Source organism: Nitrosomonas sp. Nm84 (assembly GCF_003201565.1).
GTDB lineage: Bacteria > Pseudomonadota > Gammaproteobacteria > Burkholderiales > Nitrosomonadaceae > Nitrosomonas.
Genome location: NZ_QJJP01000014.1, coordinates 35,707 through 54,670, shown reverse-complemented (window position 1 = coordinate 54,670; position 18,964 = coordinate 35,707). Strand labels below are relative to the sequence as shown.

Below are 18,964 nucleotides of genomic sequence, written 5' to 3'. Positions count from 1 at the left end.
CGGGATGGATAATCAGCCGATAGAGCACGCTACGGCGGCGGTATCTGAGGGTGACCGGAACACTCCTGATGCGATGCTTCAGATCATCCGCGTACGGGTGCAGGATACACACTATGCGATTGCACTTAAATATGTTGAATGTGTTTTACCTTTAATGGCGTTGCAACCGGTACCCGGTGGCGCGGATTATCTAGTCGGTTTGATGAACTACCACGGCAACAGTCTTGTTGTCGTTGATCTGAGCATGTGGCTCGGGTTGCAATCTCCCGCAATGTATCACTTGAATACACCGCTCGTCGTATGTGGCGACGGTTGCGCTCAAATTGCATTGGTCGTGGACGAAGTAATGCAGGTTGAAGGGATGCAACCCAGTGCCATTCATATGCGAGATTTATTCAAGGAAGGCAACGCGCCGTTTGAAGCTTCTTTGAGCTTGGATTCAGGAATAACTTTATTACTGGATATGCCGCGTATTTTAAATATCAATTTCACACGAGCGGATTCATTTTTCTCGCAAGTAAAGCACTTGCCCGAAAACTGAATTTTTTAGCTGATCATTATGTTTCACAAAGAGATGGAATTTACTCCTCATCATCCAGTAATTTTTCTCTCGACTTGTGAAGAATCTTTATATCATCTGATTATCCATCGAACCGGTATCGTGTTGCGGGATCACCAAATGCCGGTACTGCGTAGCGCGCTTGCAGAAGCTTGTAGTTACTTTGGTTATGAAGATATCGGGGTGTTGTTGCAGCAGCTGAGACAAAACAACAATCCAGCGCCGGAACTTGAGTTTCTGCTGACCCGAATAACAATTGGAGAAAGTTATTTTTTTCGCCATACCGAACAAATGTCGCTGCTGCGTGATGAATTGCTGCCTGAGTTGATCGTCCGCAAACGACTGCTTGAGGATTATTCGTTACGCGTGTGGAGCGCGGGTTGTGCAAATGGTCAGGAGATTTACAGCATAGTGATTATGCTGCATGAGATGCTGCCGGATATCCAGCGCTGGAAATTGCAATTCCTGGCAACTGATATTAATCGGGAGGTTCTGGCGGATGCCGTTCAAGGGTGTTACAAAGCGTGGTCGTTGCGCGCAACACCTGAATTCATCATGCAAAGGTATTTTGCGAAAAGTTCTGGGGACTATCAATTACGCAGTGATATTTGCCAGCAGGTAAAGTTCGCTTATCTTAATTTGGCGGAAGATATTTTTCCTGCAGCGCAGTCAGACACCCATGTAACCGATATTATTTTGTGTCGCAATGTTTTTATTTACCTGGAACCGAACATGATACGGCGCATCATGAATCGGTTTGCACAATGCCTGGTGTCGGATGGCTTGTTATTTTTAGGCCCCGCCGATTTTACGAATGCGCCGGATGATCTTGAGTATATTCAACGAGACGCGACCTCCTATTTCACACGTAAATCAGACGCTCAGCCTGAGTTACCAGCATTAGCAGCGAGTAATGCCGATACGATCGTTCCGCCGGAGATCATCGAGGAACTGAGTAACGTAGAAAAAATACCACCGAAATCAGTGCGCAAGACCAAAAAGAGTTTTGGGGATATTACCCTCATTAGAGATCTCTTACGAACTGAGCGTTGGTATGATGCACTGCTTGTTATTGATGAGATGATTAAACTACAGGGAAAATCTGCTGAATTATTGCAGGCTAAATCCAAAGCACTGGCCAACCTGGGGCACGTGTCTGAAGCATTGCAAACCTGCGAGGGAAGTCTTACACTCGATCCGACTGAAAAGCTTACGTATTTGTTGCAGGGCACTATCCTGATCGAGAGCGGACAATTTGCCGATGCGGAAAGCGCTTTCCGCAAGGCCATTTTTCTGGATCATGCGTTCTCTGAAGCGCACTATCAGTTAGGGTTACTGCTGATACATCAGGGGGATAGAGCAGCGGGTTTGAAATGTTTGACACATGCACTGACGCATGCAAAACGTGCATCTTCGCAACATGAAGTGCACAATGCACCAGGAATGACTTATGCACGCTTTGTTGAAATCATTCAGGATGAGATGAGTATTTATGCCAATACGATATCTAATAGGCGGTAATTATATCGGCAAGCAATTCAGTGAAGCAGGCTGAAATGTTGGCGATTCATCAAGAATCAGGCGTTGGATCCAAGATCATTGGTGTTGTGCAGTTAAAGGGAGGTGCCGGGCGCTCGACGGTGGCGACCAATCTTGCGGCGGCATTATCACAGCAATCGGCGGTTGCATTGATCGATTGCGATTTACCTCAGGGTACCAGTGCCGCCTGGGGATTGATTAGAGAGCAAAATGATCGGTTGGGTAATCTGTTGGTCACTACCGCATTAAATCATCACGAGCTGGTTGATAAAGCCAGAGAACTCAGTCAAACGCAAGCGTTTATTATCATTGATGGTCCACCGCGCGTCGCCGAGATAACCCGGGCCATTCTGGTCATGAGCGATCTCTGTTTATTGCCGCTGGGAGGAAGTGCTGCAGAAATCTGGGCACTGTCTGATTTGCATACGACGATCGACGAGGCGAGGCGGAATCATTATCAAGTGGATGCGCATATTCTCTGGAATCGTTATCGCAAGCAAACTCGTTCGGCGAAGGAGCTCAGTGATGCCGTACAAGGCGAACTAGCATTGCCTCAGTTACATTCTCATCTGAGTTTCCGCGTGGCTTATAGCGATGTGCTGGCAAGAGGTTTGTGGGTGGGTGAATGGCATGATCGGACGGCCAGACACGAAATCGATGCACTCACGATAGAAGTGATGGAGTTATTGAGTATGCGATCATTCACCGATCGGCAAAAGACTACATCGAGCAAATGGGATGGTAAGTAATGGCGGCTAAGAAACCTGAAAAGGACAAGCGGAAGAGTACTAAGCGCATCGCTGCCAGTATCAGTAAGCCGGTTTTGCCAACTTCGACCAAATTAGATCGGGCGCTTGGTTTTGCTGAAACACCGCTGCCATTGCAAGTGCTTGTCGATGAGCAGATGACACCAGCGCTGTCAGTATCTCCACAAGAGTCGGTTGCCGATATGATGGTCGCCGGTCACATCCAGTCTAAAATCAGCGCATGGTCATTGATGCCACAATCCGATGAAGCGCAGCAGATCATGCGCGCACGTGCGAAAATTTTTTCGCAGCAGGCGCAACAGCAGACCCGCGAAGCCAGTGAGCAATATATACGTTTCAGATTGGGTAAAGCGGCTTTGTATGGTGTGCCTTATGCGAGTATGAAAGAGATTCTGCCGGCAACCAAAGTATCTCGCGTACCCTGTACGCCTTTGTTTATTGCCGGTATCGTCAATTATCGCGGTGAATTACTTACGGTTCTTGATTTAAGGAAAGTTTTTCATATCCAGCATGATGAGCAGCAAGAGAAATGCTGGATTATTGTCGTGAGGGAAGGCAAGTTGAAAGTCGGATTGATAGCGGATGGGATTGATGACAATGATGAATTTGCGCCGGCGCATTTAGCACCGTCACTGGATGATAATGAATTGATACGTGGTATTCATCAAGGCAAAGTGGTGATATTGAATATCAGTGCAATCTTTACTAATCCGGCATTAATAATTAATGAATCAGTTGGTTAGCTGATTATCTTGAGTTGAGTACGTCATATTTTTGGGGATATCGGGGATGAAACAAAAAACTGATACAAAAGCAGCAGATGAAACGCTTGTCGACTATCAAAGTCAAGTTGAGGCATTGAATAGGTTGCACTGTATCCTCGATCTGAATCTTGATGGCATGATCATTACGGCTAATTCCAATTTCTTGGAGTTGACAGGCTATACTTTGGAGGAGATCAAAGGTAAGCACTATCATGTCTTTCTTGATCCGGCTCATATCAACGGTGCCGGCTATCAAGCTATCTGGGAATCCATTCAACAAGGGGATAGCGCGACTGAAGATTGCAAGTGGCTGAACAAGAAAGAAAATGAAATCTGGCTGCAAGCTTGCTATAACGTGATTCAGGACAAGACTGGCAAGCCAGTCAGGATCATGCTGATAGCCAGAGATGTTACCAGTGACACAGTAAAGCGATTGACACAAGAAACTGAGTACAAAGTGCTGACGGATATTCTCAATATAACCAGTATTGTTTCCTACGCCGACCTGAGCGGGCATATTACTGATATCAATGAGAAGTTTGTGCGAGTATCCAAATACAGTCGAGAAGAACTAATCGGCAGCTCGCACAATATTACCCGTCATCCAGATATGCCGAAGGCCACCTTCAAGCAAGTGTGGAATACGATTGGTCATGGCAAAATTTTCCGTGGCATGATTAAAAATAGGGCAAAAGATGGCACTCCCTACTATGTCGATGCAGTGATTGCGCCTATTCTTGGTCGCAATGGCAAGCCAAAAAAATATATTGGGGTGCGTTACGATATTACCGAGCAGGAAATCGAGCGGCAAAATATGAAAGGGATATTGGCTGCTATTGATGCTTCCTATGCTTATATTGAGTTTGATCCGGATGGCTATGTACTGACTGTGAATCAAAACTTCCTGCAACTATTGGAATATCAGAAAGAAGAGATTGTCGGCAAACATCATAGAATGTTTGTGGAATCCGGTTATGCAAAATCCCATGCCTATAATCAGTTCTGGGTGGATTTGAAAAATGGCCAGAATCAGAGTGATGCATTCAGGAGAATTACCAAGTCGGATGGTGAAATCTGGACACAGGGTGTTTATGCGCCGGTCAAGGATGAAATAGGGCGAGTGATTAAGGTGGTCATGATTGCGACGGATATTACTCAGCAAGTGAGTACCAATGTTGATTATAAAAACCGCGTCAAAGGGTATAGTGAATTTATCAGTAAAGTAGCCAATGGTGATTTGCGCCGGCGTGTTGATGCGGAGGGTAGCAATGAACTGAGTGTGATTGGAGGCAGTTTAAATGCAATGGTTGAGAGTCTGACGGGCATTACTCATCAGATCGGTGAAGCAAATGATACTTTGTTGGTTGCGCTGGGACAGATACAGTCGACTGTTAATACTCAGGCAGCCGGTGCTTCCCAGCAGGCTGCGGCAGTTGGTGAAATTACCGTGACATTGGAGGAAGTACGTTCAACCTCGGCACAAAATCTGGTCAAGACAAAACAGTTGGGTGAAGTGGCGGAGCGCGTGCGGCGAGAAGGTGTGCAAGGACAACAGATACTGGAACAGGCGGTAGCCGGCATGGAAGTGATTCGTGAGCGTGTGGAAAATATTGCGCATACTATTTTGGCATTATCGGAACAGACACAGCAAATTGGTGAAATCACCAATGTGGTATCCAATATCGCTCAGCAATCCAAGATGCTGGCACTGAATGCATCCATTGAAGCGGCTAAGGCCGGTGAAGCAGGCAAGGGATTTGCGGTGGTTGCTGCAGAGGTGAAAGAACTGGCCATACAATCGCAGCAGTCAACAGCACAGGTACAAAAAATACTGCAAGATATTCGGCGCGCGACGGATCGGGCCGTGATGGCGACAGAAGAAGGTAACAAGCGAGTCGATGCCGGTGTCGTCCTGGTTGAGAAAAGTGGTGAAATGATGAAGCAGTTGAGTGAAGTGATTGATGAAACGGTGCGTGCCAGTAAGCAGATTGTTGCGGCGGTACAGCAGGGAGTGGTTGGTATTGATCAGGTTTCTACATCCATGAATGAAATCAACAAGGTGACTTCACAGTTTGTGTCCAGCACGCAACAGACCAAGGACGCAGCAGCCAATATGGGCAAGGTGGCTGAAAGATTGAAAGAGTGTGTCAGTATTTACAAAACATAGCCTGCTAGTGGGTGCATTACGAATTCCCGAGGCAAACGCAAGCGCTGAAAGTTTTCCGGAAATGACTCTGCATTGGGAGATTCATGGTGGTAATGAAACTCGATCCTGAAATAATGCGTCAGTTGATGCTGATGTTCAAGGTTGAACTGGGTGAGCAATCGCAACTCATCACCGAGGGTTTGCTTGAATTGGAGAAGGGGATCTCCGGCGTGCAACGCGAGGAGTGTCTGGATGGTATTTTTCGCGCCGCGCATAATATCAAAGGCGCAGCACGTGGCATCGATGCGAAAGATATCGCCAGTATTGCGCATAGCCTGGAAACGCTATTCAGTAAATTTCGCCGGGAGGAAATGGCGGTTAGCTCGGAATCTATTGACCGGTGTTTGTTGGGTCTGGATCGCATGAAGCTGATCATGACGGCATTGGAATCCAATCAGCCACCGGGCTTTGACATTCAGGATCTACTGGATTTGTTGAATGGTCAGTCGGCGGCCCAACCGGAGTCCAAGTCTAAATCCGAGCTTGCGCATGCTGTAGAGGAAAAAATCAGCGTTGGTCCAGAAGCTTCTATCGAATCAATCAAACAACTTGAGCAGGCAATTCCGGTACTGGCGATTGCTTCGAATCCGCTATCGACATCGATCGTAGAATCCAGAGTTGTCGATGAGAATACCGAAACGATACGGGTTTCATTGCATAAATTGGATCAGTTTTCCGCCCTCGTGGAGGATTTGCTGATTTCCAAGATTGAGATGGAAGAACACCTGGATGCCATTAAGCGCTTATTTGACGAATCACAGTCTTTTTACCGTGACTGGTTACAGTATCTAGAGACAATCAGGAAAGCGAATGCGGTTGTACATGCTGGCCAGGAGCATGATTCGCTGGAAACCATGACAGCCGTTCTTAATCGCTTCAGAACGGATACTCAGCAACTATATAAGCAAATGCGCGATGGTAATAATCGCGCCGGTTTGACTTTTTTTCGATTGCAGGACCAGGTGCGTGCGTTGTACCTGGTGCCTGTTGCGACGCAGTTACAGCCAATGGCGAGATTGGTGCGAGATGTTGCGCACGAACTGGAAAAGAAAGTCAATTTTGAGATCATCGGCGGTGACATCGAAATGGATCGCCCGATATTGGAAGGCATCAAGGATCCATTGATACATTTGCTGCGTAATGCTATCGATCACGGTATAGAAAGTCCTCAACAGAGACGTGCCAAAGACAAGCCTGAAATCGGGCGTTTGACAGTTGTCGTCAATCGGAAAAATGATCGGGTTTTGATGACCATTAATGATGATGGAGCGGGTATTGATGTCGATACTGTGGCACGGTATGCGGTTAGAAAAAAAATACTGACCCAGCATGAAATTGCTGTACTCAGCAAGGCAGAGATCATTCAGCTTATTTTTCGCCCAGGGTTTTCCAGCAAGGAGATTGTTACCGATATCTCAGGACGAGGAGTTGGGCTGGATGTCGTTTTGACCAGCATACGTCATTTGAAAGGCCGCATCACAGTAGATACGGTTGAGGGAAAGGGCACCACGTTTGCTCTCAGTCTGCCATTAACGTTATCGGCGGACCGTGGCTTGTTGGTGCGTGTCAGTGGGAGCGTATTTGCTATACCGATTGCTGCGATTGAACGTGTGATGGAGATCAGGCAGGATGACTTGGTCGAAATTGGCGGTAGCCAAGCTATCCTGATTGAAAATAAGGCAATTTCAATTCGTGATCTGTCTGCTGTTCTTGAAATCGGGCAATTTCGCTATGGCATGTCGGAGCGATTGCCATTGGTTGTGATCTCGAAGGGATGGCAACGCGTTGCACTGTTGGTTGAGGAAATTATCAGTGAGCGTGAAATTGTTATCAAGCGTTTGAAACCGCCTTTAAAGTCGGTTCGTAATGTTATGGGAGCGACTTTTGTAGGCAGTAGTGACGTGATTGTGGTATTGAATCCTGACGATCTAGTGATTTCCGCATTACGCTTAGGCAGTGCCGCACAACTTTCGGTGCAAGAACAAACTACGGTGGAGAAAGAAGTTCATGCATCGCATATTTTAGTGGTGGATGATTCGATTACCATCCGTACTTTCGAGAAAACGCTATTGGAAGCCTGTGGCTATCAGGTGACAGTGGCGGTTAACGGGAAAGCTGCATGGAATTTATTGCAAAGGCAGAATTTTGATTTGATCATCACGGATATTGAAATGCCACTGATGAATGGTTTTGAACTCAGTGAGCGAATTAAGCGTAGCGAGAAATTCAGAAATATTCCAATTGTTATTGTGTCTTCATTAAGTAGTGAAGTAGAGAAACGCCGGGGAATTGAAGTCGGTGCCAATGCTTATATTGTTAAGAATCAATTTGAATCAAAGGTGTTGTTGGATGTGATCCAGCAATTAATAGGATGAATATCAGAATAATGATTAGGAAGCTGGATGATACGGATTCTAATTGTAGAAGATTCCGATGTAGTTAGCCTGTTGCTTAAGACCATTTTTGAGAGCGCACCTGATATGCAGGTTATCGGGCGCGCCAGGGATGGGCGAGAGGCCGTGCAGTTGACGCAAGAACTGAATCCTGATCTGGTGACGATGGATATTCGTATGCCGATCATGGATGGTTTCCAGGCAACGCGTTTAATTATGTCGATACATGCGGTGCCGATCGTTGTGATTAGCTCCAGTATTGATGATGAGGAATTAGAAATCACCTTCCGTGCGATTGAAGAAGGCGCTCTGGCCGTTTTGGAAAAGCCGTTGGGACCGAATCACCCCGGTTTTGAGGCGGCGCGCAAAGAAATGATCGATACTGTGCGCTCCATGGCGGAAGTAAAAGTGGTGCGCCGTTATGGACATGCGCGCAAGGGCGGATTGAGCATATCCGGGGCTGCAGCCATGGTGCAACACAGCAAACCGTATAAGATTGTTGCAATTGGCTGTTCTACGGGCGGTCCGCAGGCACTGTTGACAATATTGGCGGAGTTTCCTCGGGAGTTTCCGATACCGATAGTGGTCGCACAACATATCAGCAAGGGATTTGTCAGCGGGCTGATTGCTTGGCTGCAAGAGAATGTTTCGCTACAGGTCAGGCTGGCCACGGATAGGCAAGAATTGCAGTCGGATACGGTGTATTTTGCACCGGACAACTATCACTTGTTGGTCGAACGCAATCAGGATGGTTTGATTGCAAGATTAAGCGATGCGCCGGCTGTCAATGGTTTTTGTCCGTCGGCTACGCCGCTCTTCAAATCGGTGGCGGAAACTTGTGAAGATCGAGGTGTGGGTGTGTTATTGACCGGAATGGGTTCTGATGGCGCAGAGGGGCTGCTGGCAATGTGGCAGGCAGGATCGCATACGATTGTACAAGATGAAGCGAGTGCTGTGGTGTATGGCATGCCCGGATCCGCCATTGCACTGAATGCTGTGAATCGGGTCGTGCAGTTACAGGACATGGCATCCTATTTATTGAGTCTGGTAAGAAATGAACATACTGACCGGTAGCACTTGTGGAGATTCATCCTGTGCTGTATTGGGTTTGTTGAACAGTTGAATGGTTGCGCGAAAATGAAAGGAGCATACGCATGCCTGCATTGAATGAAGCCGACCGGGAATCGAAGCAATCTGCTGATGGGCGCTATAGTATTCTTGTGGTTGATGATATGGCTACTAATCGCATGCTGGTGCGCGCAGCACTGAATCATTCCGAGTACAACATTCTGGAAGCCAAGGATGGCGAAGAAGCGCTGCAGTTATTGAGTGTTCATCCAGTCGATGTGGTGTTGCTTGATGTGAATATGCCAGGTATGAACGGTTTTGAAGTATGCAAGAGAATTCGGCAAATTGAGCAGATGAAGTTGCTGCCGGTAATCATGCTGACTTCTGAAGAAGATACTGACAGTGTCGTGCATGGTATCAATTCGGGTGCTACGGATTATTTGACCAAACCTTTTCAACCTAGTGAGTTGATGGCGCGTCTGGCAGCTGCGGCGGAACGTAGCCGGTTGAGTGCGGAGTTGATGATAGCGCGTAGGGCTGCGGAGTCGGCCAATCAATCCAAAAGCGCATTTCTTGCCACGATGAGCCATGAAATTCGAACTCCGATGAATGTCATTATCGGATTGTCGCATCTATGCTTGCAGACCAAGTTGGATAACACACAAAGTAATTATCTGGAAAAGATCAATCATGCAGCTAAATCGTTATTGGATATTATTAACGATGTACTTGACTTTTCTCGTATCGAAGCAGGTAAGCTGGAGTTGTCAAAAGAAGACTTTGATGTACGTGTATGTCTGGCGCGGGTGGATTCTTTGGTAGGTTATCTGGCACGTGATAAGGGTCTCAGTTTTAAGATTGATATTGCCAATGAGGTTCCCTGTTTTTTGTATGGGGATGCGGTTCGTTTAGGTCAGATACTCATTAATCTGGCCGGTAACGCAGTCAAATTTACCGAACAAGGATCGGTAGCCATTCAGGTAATTGCGAGCGTGCTTAAACCCGGTTCAGTGGAGCTGCAATTCTCCATTTGTGATACGGGCATCGGATTGAATCCTGAACAAATCGAGCGTTTGTTTAAATCATATAATCAGGCTGAGAACTCTATTCATCGCAAGTATGGGGGGAGTGGTCTGGGGTTGGCGATTAGCCGGCAATTGGTTGAGTTAATGCAGGGGCGCATCTGGATTGAAAGTGAATTGGGTCATGGCAGTGTATTCCATTTCACTGCTTGTTTCGGACGCAGGGACGAAGCTAAAGAGAGTTTAGTTCATCAGGCCGACGGGCTTGAGGCGGCGAAAGCACAATTACAGGGGGCCTGCATTCTTATTGTTGAGGATAATCCATTTAATCAATTGGTAATTCAGGACCTATTGGGTTTAGTGGGCGCAGTGACAGTTATTGCGAATGACGGACAAGAAGCGCTGGAGCGGCTAGCCACTGAAAAATTTGATTTGGTATTGATGGATACACAGCTGCCGGTGATGGATGGTTTTGAAGCTACGCGTCGTATTCGGGCAACGGCGGAGTTCGCGGGACAACGCATTGTTGCGATGACAGGTAATGTAACGACAGAAGATCGTAATCAGTGTCTGGCTGTAGGCATGGATGATTTTATACCCAAGCCCATCGATCCTGCTCAGATGTATTTGATTTTAGCCAAATGGCTGCTCAATAAACCAGGTGCGCAAAGCAGTAGAAGTAATGAGATTGAGGGGAAAAAGGTGCAATCTCCAGTGGATGTTACGATTTTGCATCGAATGTTTCATGACAATAAAACATTGGTGCGCAAATTTGCACTTAAATTCATTGAAGTCGCCAATGGCGTATTGGCCGAAATGTATATGGCACAAGCCAAGAAAGATTTGCCAGAATTAGGCCGCTTGGGGCATAAATTAAAGGCCTCTGCCAGAACAATCGGCGCTTCAAGTTTTGCCGATCTATGCGCACAACTTGAGCAAGCCAATTTGAACAATAGCTGGCCTGATGCAGAGCTGTTGCTGGCAGAGATTCCGGTATTGCTGGCGCAGATTACGCAGCAGTTACAGCGAGAATTCGGCGCGATGGATAAGTGAACTTTTCCACTGTTCCCGGCTTTTGGTTTGTGTGACTAGCGTATTTGCCCGGATGCGCTATCAGAAAATCAAGTGATATCAAGTTTTTCCTGATCCAAGTAATGCATTACGTGCAAATTGATTTATAATCCGCAGTTCATTAAAAGAATTCAGCACAATTTCGGTTTTTGTTTTAATTTGCAAGCAGGCTGGTAAGAAAAGGGAGATCATCAATGCATATAGGCATACCCGCAGAGATTCGCGGTGGAGAAACGCGTGTAGCAGCTACACCGGAGACCGTGAAAAAATTTACTGCCAAGGGTGTTCATAAAGTTTCAGTGCAATCAGGAGCCGGCGCAGGCGCCAGTATACCCGATTCAGCATATCAAGAGGCAGGTGCGACTATCGTCACTGATGTGGCTGAGTTATATGCACAATCACAAATCATACTCAAGGTACGCGGTCCAGAATCCAACGAATTAGCAATGATGCGTAAGGATGCTGTGTTGCTGGGGCTGCTGTCACCGCACCAGAAGGATGGCATAGAGGCGTTAGCTCAGTATGGATTGACTGCATTTGCGATGGAAAAGCTGCCGCGTATTTCTCGAGCGCAAAATATGGATGTTCTATCATCACAAGCGAATATTGCCGGTTATAAAGCGGTGATTATGGCGGCTGATGTTTATCAAAGATTTTTTCCCATGTTGATGACAGCGGCAGGTACTGTGAAAGCGGCGCGGGTTCTGATCCTGGGCGCTGGTGTTGCGGGTTTGCAGGCGATTGCAACAGCGAAAAGGCTGGGGGCTGTGGTAGAGGCATTTGATGTTCGGCCAGTAGCTAAAGAACAAGTAGAGAGTCTGGGGGCTAAGTTTGTAGAAGTACCTCTGAGTGATGAAGAGAAAGCAAAAGCTGAAACAGCAGGGGGATATGCAACGGAAATGTCTGATGACTATAAGCGTCGTCAAGGCGAGCTGGTGCATGAACGCGCGATCGTAGCAGATATTATTATCACGACTGCTTTAATTCCCGGGCGCCCGGCGCCTGTTTTGATCAAAGAAGAAACTGTACGTGCAATGAAACCGGGTTCGGTGATTGTTGATATGGCGGTTGAAGCCGGCGGTAACTGTCCTTTGTCAGAGTTGAATGAAACTGTGGTAAAACACGGTGTGAATCTGATTGGTATCGCAAATATTCCAGGATTGGTCGCAGCGGATTCCAGTACATTGTATGCACGAAACCTAATGAACTTTCTCAACTTGATGCTTGATCCGGAAAGTGGTGAACTTAAGATCGATCGCGGTGATGAAATTATTGCTGGAACGTTGGTTTGTGCGGGCGGAGAAATTATCAGCAAGCCATCATAATGATGGGCTCAAGCGAATCTAACGATCGTTCTATTCAATTGCCACGCTTAGAGCGTGCAATTAACGAATTTTAAAGGAGTAATCATGATTGGTGAAATTGATCCGGTTATTATCAATCTAACAGTTTTTGTACTGGCAATTTTTGTTGGTTATCATGTCGTATGGAATGTGACACCTGCTTTGCATACCCCGTTGATGTCAGTGACTAATGCTATTTCCGGCATTATTCTAGTCGGTGCGATGCTGGCGGCTGGGCCGACTGAAACGGACTGGGGCGTGTGGTTGGGTGCTGCTGCTGTAACATTGGCTGCGATTAATGTTTTTGGTGGATTTCTGGTAAGTCAACGTATGCTGGAAATGTTCAAGAAAAAAGACAAAAAAGGAAACGCGTAAATGTCAGCAAATATGGTAGCACTTGCATATTTAGTGGCTTCAGTATTTTTTATACTGGCACTAAAAGGTCTAAGCTCGCCTGAATCTGCACGTCGTGGCAATTTATTCGGTATGGTAGGTATGGCGATTGCGGTTGCCACAACCTTGACGCTTACTCAGAACTGGCCTTTGATTTTAGGTTGTATCGCAGTGGGCGGGATTATTGGTGCGCTTGTTGCACAACGAGTGCAGATGACAGCAATGCCTGAGCTGGTCGCATTTATGCATTCGTTGGTTGGTTTGGCGGCGGTATTTATTGCGATTGCGGCGGTTAATAATCCGGTTTCATTTGGTTTGCCGGAAGTCTTGCCTGCAGGCAGTAAGTTGGAGTTGTTTCTGGGTACTTTTATCGGTGCTATGACATGGTCAGGTTCGGTCATTGCGTTTCTGAAACTGTCAGGACGTATGAGTGGTACACCGATCGTTTTTACTGGCCAGCATATGGTTAATTTACTGCTGGCAATCGCTATGGTTGGATTTGGTTTGTGGTTTTTCTTTAGCGAAACAACAAACTGGACCGCATTTATTGCCATGACTGCGATTGCTTTCATTCTAGGATTCCTGATTATTATTCCTATTGGCGGTGCTGATATGCCGGTAGTAATATCCATGTTGAACTCCTATTCCGGTTGGGCTGCAGCCGGTATTGGTTTTTCTCTGGGTAATCCGATGCTGATTATCGCTGGATCATTGGTAGGCAGTTCGGGTGCGATTCTTTCCTATATTATGTGTAAGGCTATGAATCGGCCATTTTTATCCGTCATACTCGGTGGTTTTGGCAGTGATGGCGGTACGGCGGCTGCCGATGACGGAGTACAAAAGACGTATCGCAGTGGAAGTGCTGAGGATGCTGCTTTCTTAATGGGCAATGCAGACAGTGTGATTATTGTTCCTGGGTATGGATTGGCTGTTGCAAGAGCGCAGCATGCTGTTAAGGAATTGGCTGAGGTGTTACACAAGAAAGGCGTTAATGTTCGTTTTGCTATTCATCCGGTAGCCGGACGCATGCCCGGACACATGAATGTGTTGCTGGCAGAGGCCGAGATTCCTTACGAGCAAGTTCAAGAAATGGAAGAAATTAATAGCGATTTCTCAAATACCGATGTCGTGTTGGTGCTGGGTGCGAATGACGTAGTAAATCCTGCGGCAAATGTTCCGGGTAGTCCAATCTATGGCATGCCCATTTTGGATGCGTATAAAGCGCGCACGGTGCTGGTTGTTAAGCGTAGCATGGCGGTAGGTTATGCAGGTCTTGATAATGATTTGTTTTATATGGATAAGACCATGATGATATTTGGGGATGCCAAAAAGGTCGTTGAGCATATGGTCAAGGCGCTGTGATGTTTTAATAGTACTAATGAATAAAAGGAGCAATATTTCTCAATATTGCTCCTTTTATTTTTAGCTCAAGGTGTTTCAGGGGGTAAGAGTTATAATTCGAGATCTCTAAATGGATAGGCCTTGGCAATACCAAATCCCTGTGCATAATCAACACCAACTTCTTGTAACTTTGCAATAATGTCGTCAGTTTCCACTAATTCTGCGATTGTTTTGATACCGGTTTTCTGAGCTAGTTTATTAATGGCTATCACTTTCGTTAAATCTTCCTCATCGCGAAGAATATTGCAAATCAGGCTGCCATCAATTTTTAGGTAATTTACTTTCACTTTATCAAGTAGCGCAAGCGAGCTAGGATCATGGTTAAAACTGCATAGTGAAAGCAGGCAACCTAATTCATGAATTTTTTGTGAAAAAATAACTGTATCTGTGATGCTCGCTTCTGCATCCGAGATTTCAATTTCAAAGCAAAGGCTTGAAGCGGCTATACTCATTTTTTGTAATTGATCCTGAATGAAAACAGGAAAAGCATGATCACTTAAAGTATCTTTAGCAACATTAAGACAAAATATTGAATTGGTTTGATGAGTCGATAACCATTTTGCGATATGACCTACTACCCATCGATCCAGTTGTGGCATCATTTTAAATTGATCGACAAAGGGTAAGAATGAGCCTGGTGGCATCAGGTTGTTTTCTTCCTCATTCATACGAATTAGAATTTCATAATGTGATGGTGAAGTGGTGGTTGGTTTGACAGAGTTGATTTGTTGGTAGTAGAGATTAAATTCTCCTCCTTCGATTGCTTGCACGATTCGTGCGGATGCTGTTGTGATTTCTGGACTGAGTGTTTGGGTACTTTGAGGGACTGCATTGTCTCTGCCCGGCAGGCTATTGGTTTTACGTGGTTCTGGTTTAACTGAGTTTTCTACTTTATTTTTTAAAGAAACGCGACTCTTCTCTTGTGTGCGGGGAGTATGCACTGTGTAGAAACCAATTGTTTTTCCTTTATTGTCAAGATGTGGGATATATTGCTCAGTGAAAATATAAGGAAATCCTTTGAGTGACTTGAGAGTACGTTCGTTATGTATAGTTTTTCCCGCTAAAATATCTGTAACAGAGTTTTTTATATCAGAAAAAAATTCTTCACTGGAGAACTCCATTAAGAGTCGCCCATCAACTTGATCGGGTTTTAATCCGAGCCATCGGCGAAAGACTCGATTATGATAACGACAACGTAGATCAGCATTGAAGTAGGCTAACATCACAGGGATATTTTCATCAATAATTAATGATTTCATTTCGCGTTCTGATGCTTTCTTCTCAGCCCATAGTCGATGCTTTATCTCATTTGAAAGTCTTTCCTTGGTGACCAATAATTGTTCTGAATAGTTTTTGATATTCTTTTCTGCGCGAGTCGCTTGGATGAATATTGCGATTAGTGCAAATATTAAAGCCATCCATAGCATGGCTGACCAGTGCAATGCGAGCTCATTGAAGAAGAATGTACTCATTATTAGAGCGATAGTAAGTATTAATGCAGTGCAAGCAGCTAAATATGGCCTGACAATATTAAATAGAGAGGTTCTGTGCATGACGGTTCCTTGTTCTTAATATCTGTGAATTTTAATAAAAGCTGCTGCTGCAGCTTGGTCAAAATAATGTTGAAATGCTTTGATCGACTTAGTGCTTTACTAGATAAAAGGAAAGCGGGCGTGTTACTAGCCAGAATTTCCATAAATTAGAACGTATGATTACAAAATCCTGAGATGAAGTTGTGATGGTTAATTGGTCAATTTTCCCCTTTCTCAGGGCCTTATAAAGAGGGGAAAACCAATCTCTCTCCAGACCCTTCAGAGTTTCGCGCCAGCCATAAGCATTTCTGTATTTGGCCTTTTCAAGCAAAGCATCTAATACTATTAGATGATTTCCTGCTGCCCCATTTTGTAGCCATTCATCAGCGTGAGCAGGTAATTTTGAATGGTTTAGTTTGCTAGCCGTTGCTAATGCACGCGGTAAGTCATGGTTACTCCAGATATATGTATATGGAGCTTGTATCAGTTGCGGCATATTTCCCCCTCCCCAGAACCAAACACTATTGATGGGTAATTCCCCACGAGATTCACGTGCCTGATTAACTGGATGCTCATAAAGCAGCATCTGAATTTCATTGAAAATTTTATGCCAAATTATACTTTCATTACCTGTGGGTAAAAAGCCATTGATGTTCATGCATGTGACTTGACTGAGTGTATGTGTTTGGATTTCCGGTACTTTGGATAATCGAATATACCAACGATCTGGATGTAGCGGTAGGAAAGAGAAATTGTAGTGAGTGCCAATATTGTGATTTAAATCTTGCACTATTTGCTCAGCTTCTTCTTTAGAAATTTTGAAAGCTTGATTATCAGCTAACATGATGTGATTTTGTTCGATTCGTAGATGCACTGGATCGGCTCGCATCCAGAAATCTTTATTAGTTTTCACTAAATCGGGGTTATCAACGTGTAACATGATTGGCGCAATAGGCCAACTGTTTTGTTGTTGTGCTATATTAAACGCTTTGCATAGCCATATTTCCATTTCTTGTGGTGCATGCTGCTTAGAAGTACTTTTTGCTAAGAGTGTTTCCAAGGATGGCATTGATAGATCACTATAAATTTCTGGTTGTGACACGTCGGGCCAAAATAAGCTAGGTATAAGAAGATTTAAATTCATTAATAATGATGCGAGCTATTTATATTAGTATGATGTAGTGTATTAGTTTCGTGAATTTAATGCGCCTGGATTATGTAAATAATTAGTAAAGAATTGTACTTGCGGTATCTTGTTGGGTAAATAAGCATGAGCGTGTTTATTGATCGCAATAGAAAGGCATCAAGTTTACTCGTATAATAATAAGACTATAAGGATTATGAAGTTTATCCTACCAATAGTTAGGATAATCTACGGTCAACAAGGATAGCTCCTACGTAAAATGCGGCATGATAAGTATACTTGCATAAGTAATTGTAAATGTTGTGTGTTATCCTGATTAAGCAGTAAGAGTCGATGAAGTGATAATTTGATATTCCAATACTTGGAGATGCGATGTACCAGCATATAAAGGTGCCTGTTGATGGTAAAAAAATTCAGGTTAATAATGATAATTCGTTAAACGTACCAGATAATCCCATTATTCCTTTTATTGAAGGAGATGGGATTGGTGTTGATATTACTCCCGTAATGCGGAAAGTTGTTGATGCGGCAGTTGAAAAAGCGTATGGCGGTCGACGTAAGATCTCATGGATGGAAATTTATGCTGGTGAGAAATCAACACGAATTTATGGGGCTGACGTGTGGTTACCGGAAGAAACACTAACAGCAGCAAAAGAGTTTGTGGTCTCAATTAAAGGTCCATTAACGACGCCGATTGGTGGAGGTATTCGTTCGATTAACGTGGCGCTTCGCCAACAACTCGATTTATATATTTGTTTGCGTCCTGTGCGTTATTTTGCTGGTGTACCTAGTCCGTTAAAGAATCCAGAGAAAACTGCGATGGTGATTTTTCGTGAAAATTCTGAGGATATTTATGCGGGTATAGAGTGGGAAGCCGAATCGGAATCCGTCAAGAAAGTTATTAATTTTCTGATTAAGGACATGGGAGTTGCCAGTATACGTTTCCCTAATACTTCGGGTGTTGGTATCAAACCAGTTTCAAAAGAAGGTACAGAGCGCTTTGTTAGGAAAGCAATTCAATATGCTATAGACAATAAGCGTGAATCGGTTACTTTGGTTCATAAAGGTAACATTATGAAGTTTACCGAGGGTGCATTCAAGAAATGGGGATATGCTTTGGCTGTTAAAGAATTTGGAGCAGAGTTACTGGATGGAGGTCCTTGGATGAAGCTGTCAAGAGAGCATGGCGGTATTATCATTAAGGATGTGATTGCAGACGCTTTTTTGCAGCAAATTCTGCTACGTCCAGAAGAATATGATGTGGTGGCAACTTTGAACTTAAACGGTGATTATATTTCTGATGCATTGGCGGCTCAGGTGGGCGGAATAGGAATTGCACCAGGGGCTAATCTGAGTGATTCTGTTGCAGTCTTTGAAGCAACGCACGGTACGGCACCAAAATACGCTGGAAAAGATCAGGTTAATCCTGGTTCCATTATCTTGTCTGCGGAAATGATGCTGCGGCACCTGGGCTGGATAGAAGCTGCAGATATGCTTATTAAAGCAATAGAAGCGACCATAAAGGCGAAGATAGTCACTTATGATTTTGCACGTCAGATGGAAAATGCTCAGCAGGTTTCTTGCTCAATGTTTGGCGATTCAATGATAAACCATATGAACTAGTAGATTCTTGTGAAGGCAACCGTATGATTTTATTTGCAAAATAACCCCCTAGCCACTATGGCAGGGGGGTAACTGCTATATGTCTTTATTATCTTACTGTGTCAAAAGTCTACGCCAGTTTTAATTTTTCTGAACAAAC

Annotated in this window: 14 protein-coding genes; 12 read left to right on the top strand and 2 right to left on the bottom strand. The window is 44.8% G+C overall.

All coding sequences use genetic code 11. The annotated features are described in order from the left end of the window. The first annotated feature begins 4 nt into the window (after positions 1-4). From C8R34_RS08785 to C8R34_RS08735, 11 genes are all read left to right on the top strand, one after another. Positions 5-541 (top strand): chemotaxis protein CheW, encoded by a 537-nt coding sequence (locus C8R34_RS08785; protein WP_165872546.1) that lies wholly within the window; start codon positions 5-7, stop codon positions 539-541. 18 nt (positions 542-559) lie between these two features. Next, a complete protein-coding gene (locus C8R34_RS08780) occupies positions 560-2,080 on the top strand; it encodes a CheR family methyltransferase (RefSeq protein WP_110339897.1) in 1,521 nt (506 codons plus the stop codon). A 35-nt stretch (positions 2,081-2,115) separates the two neighbouring features. Next, positions 2,116-2,847 (top strand): ParA family protein, encoded by a 732-nt coding sequence (locus C8R34_RS08775; protein WP_110339895.1) that lies wholly within the window; start codon positions 2,116-2,118, stop codon positions 2,845-2,847. After that, positions 2,847-3,608, top strand: a complete 762-nt coding sequence (locus C8R34_RS08770) for a chemotaxis protein CheW (protein ID WP_110339893.1) — start codon at positions 2,847-2,849, stop codon at positions 3,606-3,608. Before C8R34_RS08775 ends, C8R34_RS08770 begins: the two co-directional genes overlap by 1 nt. Before the next feature lie 46 nt (positions 3,609-3,654). Further along, positions 3,655-5,796 (top strand): PAS domain-containing protein, encoded by a 2,142-nt coding sequence (locus tag C8R34_RS08765; RefSeq protein WP_110339891.1) that lies wholly within the window; start codon positions 3,655-3,657, stop codon positions 5,794-5,796. A gap of 83 nt (positions 5,797-5,879) precedes the next feature. After that, entirely contained in the window at positions 5,880-8,210 is a 2,331-nt protein-coding gene (locus C8R34_RS08760) for a hybrid sensor histidine kinase/response regulator (RefSeq protein WP_110339889.1), read from the top strand. A gap of 27 nt (positions 8,211-8,237) precedes the next feature. Continuing rightward, positions 8,238-9,302 carry a chemotaxis-specific protein-glutamate methyltransferase CheB gene (cheB, locus tag C8R34_RS08755; RefSeq protein WP_110339887.1) on the top strand — a complete coding sequence of 355 codons (1,065 nt, stop codon included), beginning with the start codon at positions 8,238-8,240 and terminating at the stop codon, positions 9,300-9,302. 80 nt (positions 9,303-9,382) lie between these two features. Beyond that, positions 9,383-11,371, top strand: a complete 1,989-nt coding sequence (locus C8R34_RS08750; protein WP_110339885.1) for a response regulator — start codon at positions 9,383-9,385, stop codon at positions 11,369-11,371. A gap of 212 nt (positions 11,372-11,583) precedes the next feature. Beyond that, entirely contained in the window at positions 11,584-12,714 is a 1,131-nt protein-coding gene (locus C8R34_RS08745) for a Re/Si-specific NAD(P)(+) transhydrogenase subunit alpha (RefSeq protein WP_110339883.1), read from the top strand. An 84-nt stretch (positions 12,715-12,798) separates the two neighbouring features. Further along, complete coding sequence (locus C8R34_RS08740; protein WP_097104187.1) at positions 12,799-13,107, top strand: NAD(P) transhydrogenase subunit alpha; 309 nt, start codon at positions 12,799-12,801, stop codon at positions 13,105-13,107. Then, positions 13,108-14,487, top strand: a complete 1,380-nt coding sequence (locus C8R34_RS08735) for an NAD(P)(+) transhydrogenase (Re/Si-specific) subunit beta (protein WP_110339881.1) — start codon at positions 13,108-13,110, stop codon at positions 14,485-14,487. It abuts the gene before it with no gap. 89 nt (positions 14,488-14,576) lie between these two features. Here C8R34_RS08735 and C8R34_RS08730 read toward each other — a convergent pair whose 3' ends face one another. Both C8R34_RS08730 and C8R34_RS08725 read right to left on the bottom strand, forming a co-directional pair. Next, positions 14,577-16,079, bottom strand: coding sequence for an EAL domain-containing protein (locus C8R34_RS08730; RefSeq protein ID WP_110339879.1), 1,503 nt, complete (start codon positions 16,077-16,079; stop codon positions 14,577-14,579). Positions 16,080-16,167: 88 nt separating this feature from the next. Then, positions 16,168-17,202, bottom strand: coding sequence for a phosphoglycerate mutase (locus C8R34_RS08725; RefSeq protein ID WP_110339877.1), 1,035 nt, complete (start codon positions 17,200-17,202; stop codon positions 16,168-16,170). Between the two features lie 372 nt (positions 17,203-17,574). On the opposite strand from C8R34_RS08725, the gene icd reads away from it, so the two are divergent. Then, a complete protein-coding gene (gene icd, locus C8R34_RS08720) occupies positions 17,575-18,825 on the top strand; it encodes an NADP-dependent isocitrate dehydrogenase (protein WP_110339875.1) in 1,251 nt (416 codons plus the stop codon). Positions 18,826-18,964: the final 139 nt, after the last annotated feature.

Bases quoted from the DNA above. Each gene is read 5' to 3' on its own strand.
- C8R34_RS08765 (WP_110339891.1), top strand. From the start codon at position 3,655: ATGAAACAAAAAACTGATACAAAAGCAGCAGATGAAACGCTTGTCGAC.
- C8R34_RS08775 (WP_110339895.1), top strand. From the start codon at position 2,116: ATGTTGGCGATTCATCAAGAATCAGGCGTTGGATCCAAGATCATTGGT.
- C8R34_RS08740 (WP_097104187.1), top strand. From the start codon at position 12,799: ATGATTGGTGAAATTGATCCGGTTATTATCAATCTAACAGTTTTTGTA.
- icd (WP_110339875.1), top strand. From the start codon at position 17,575: ATGTACCAGCATATAAAGGTGCCTGTTGATGGTAAAAAAATTCAGGTT.
- C8R34_RS08770 (WP_110339893.1), top strand. From the start codon at position 2,847: ATGGCGGCTAAGAAACCTGAAAAGGACAAGCGGAAGAGTACTAAGCGC.
- cheB (WP_110339887.1), top strand. From the start codon at position 8,238: ATGATACGGATTCTAATTGTAGAAGATTCCGATGTAGTTAGCCTGTTG.
- C8R34_RS08785 (WP_165872546.1), top strand. From the start codon at position 5: ATGGATAATCAGCCGATAGAGCACGCTACGGCGGCGGTATCTGAGGGT.
- C8R34_RS08750 (WP_110339885.1), top strand. From the start codon at position 9,383: ATGCCTGCATTGAATGAAGCCGACCGGGAATCGAAGCAATCTGCTGAT.
- C8R34_RS08735 (WP_110339881.1), top strand. From the start codon at position 13,108: ATGTCAGCAAATATGGTAGCACTTGCATATTTAGTGGCTTCAGTATTT.
- C8R34_RS08780 (WP_110339897.1), top strand. From the start codon at position 560: ATGTTTCACAAAGAGATGGAATTTACTCCTCATCATCCAGTAATTTTT.
- C8R34_RS08745 (WP_110339883.1), top strand. From the start codon at position 11,584: ATGCATATAGGCATACCCGCAGAGATTCGCGGTGGAGAAACGCGTGTA.
- C8R34_RS08725 (WP_110339877.1), bottom strand. From the start codon at position 17,202: ATGAATTTAAATCTTCTTATACCTAGCTTATTTTGGCCCGACGTGTCA.
- C8R34_RS08760 (WP_110339889.1), top strand. From the start codon at position 5,880: ATGGTGGTAATGAAACTCGATCCTGAAATAATGCGTCAGTTGATGCTG.
- C8R34_RS08730 (WP_110339879.1), bottom strand. From the start codon at position 16,079: ATGCACAGAACCTCTCTATTTAATATTGTCAGGCCATATTTAGCTGCT.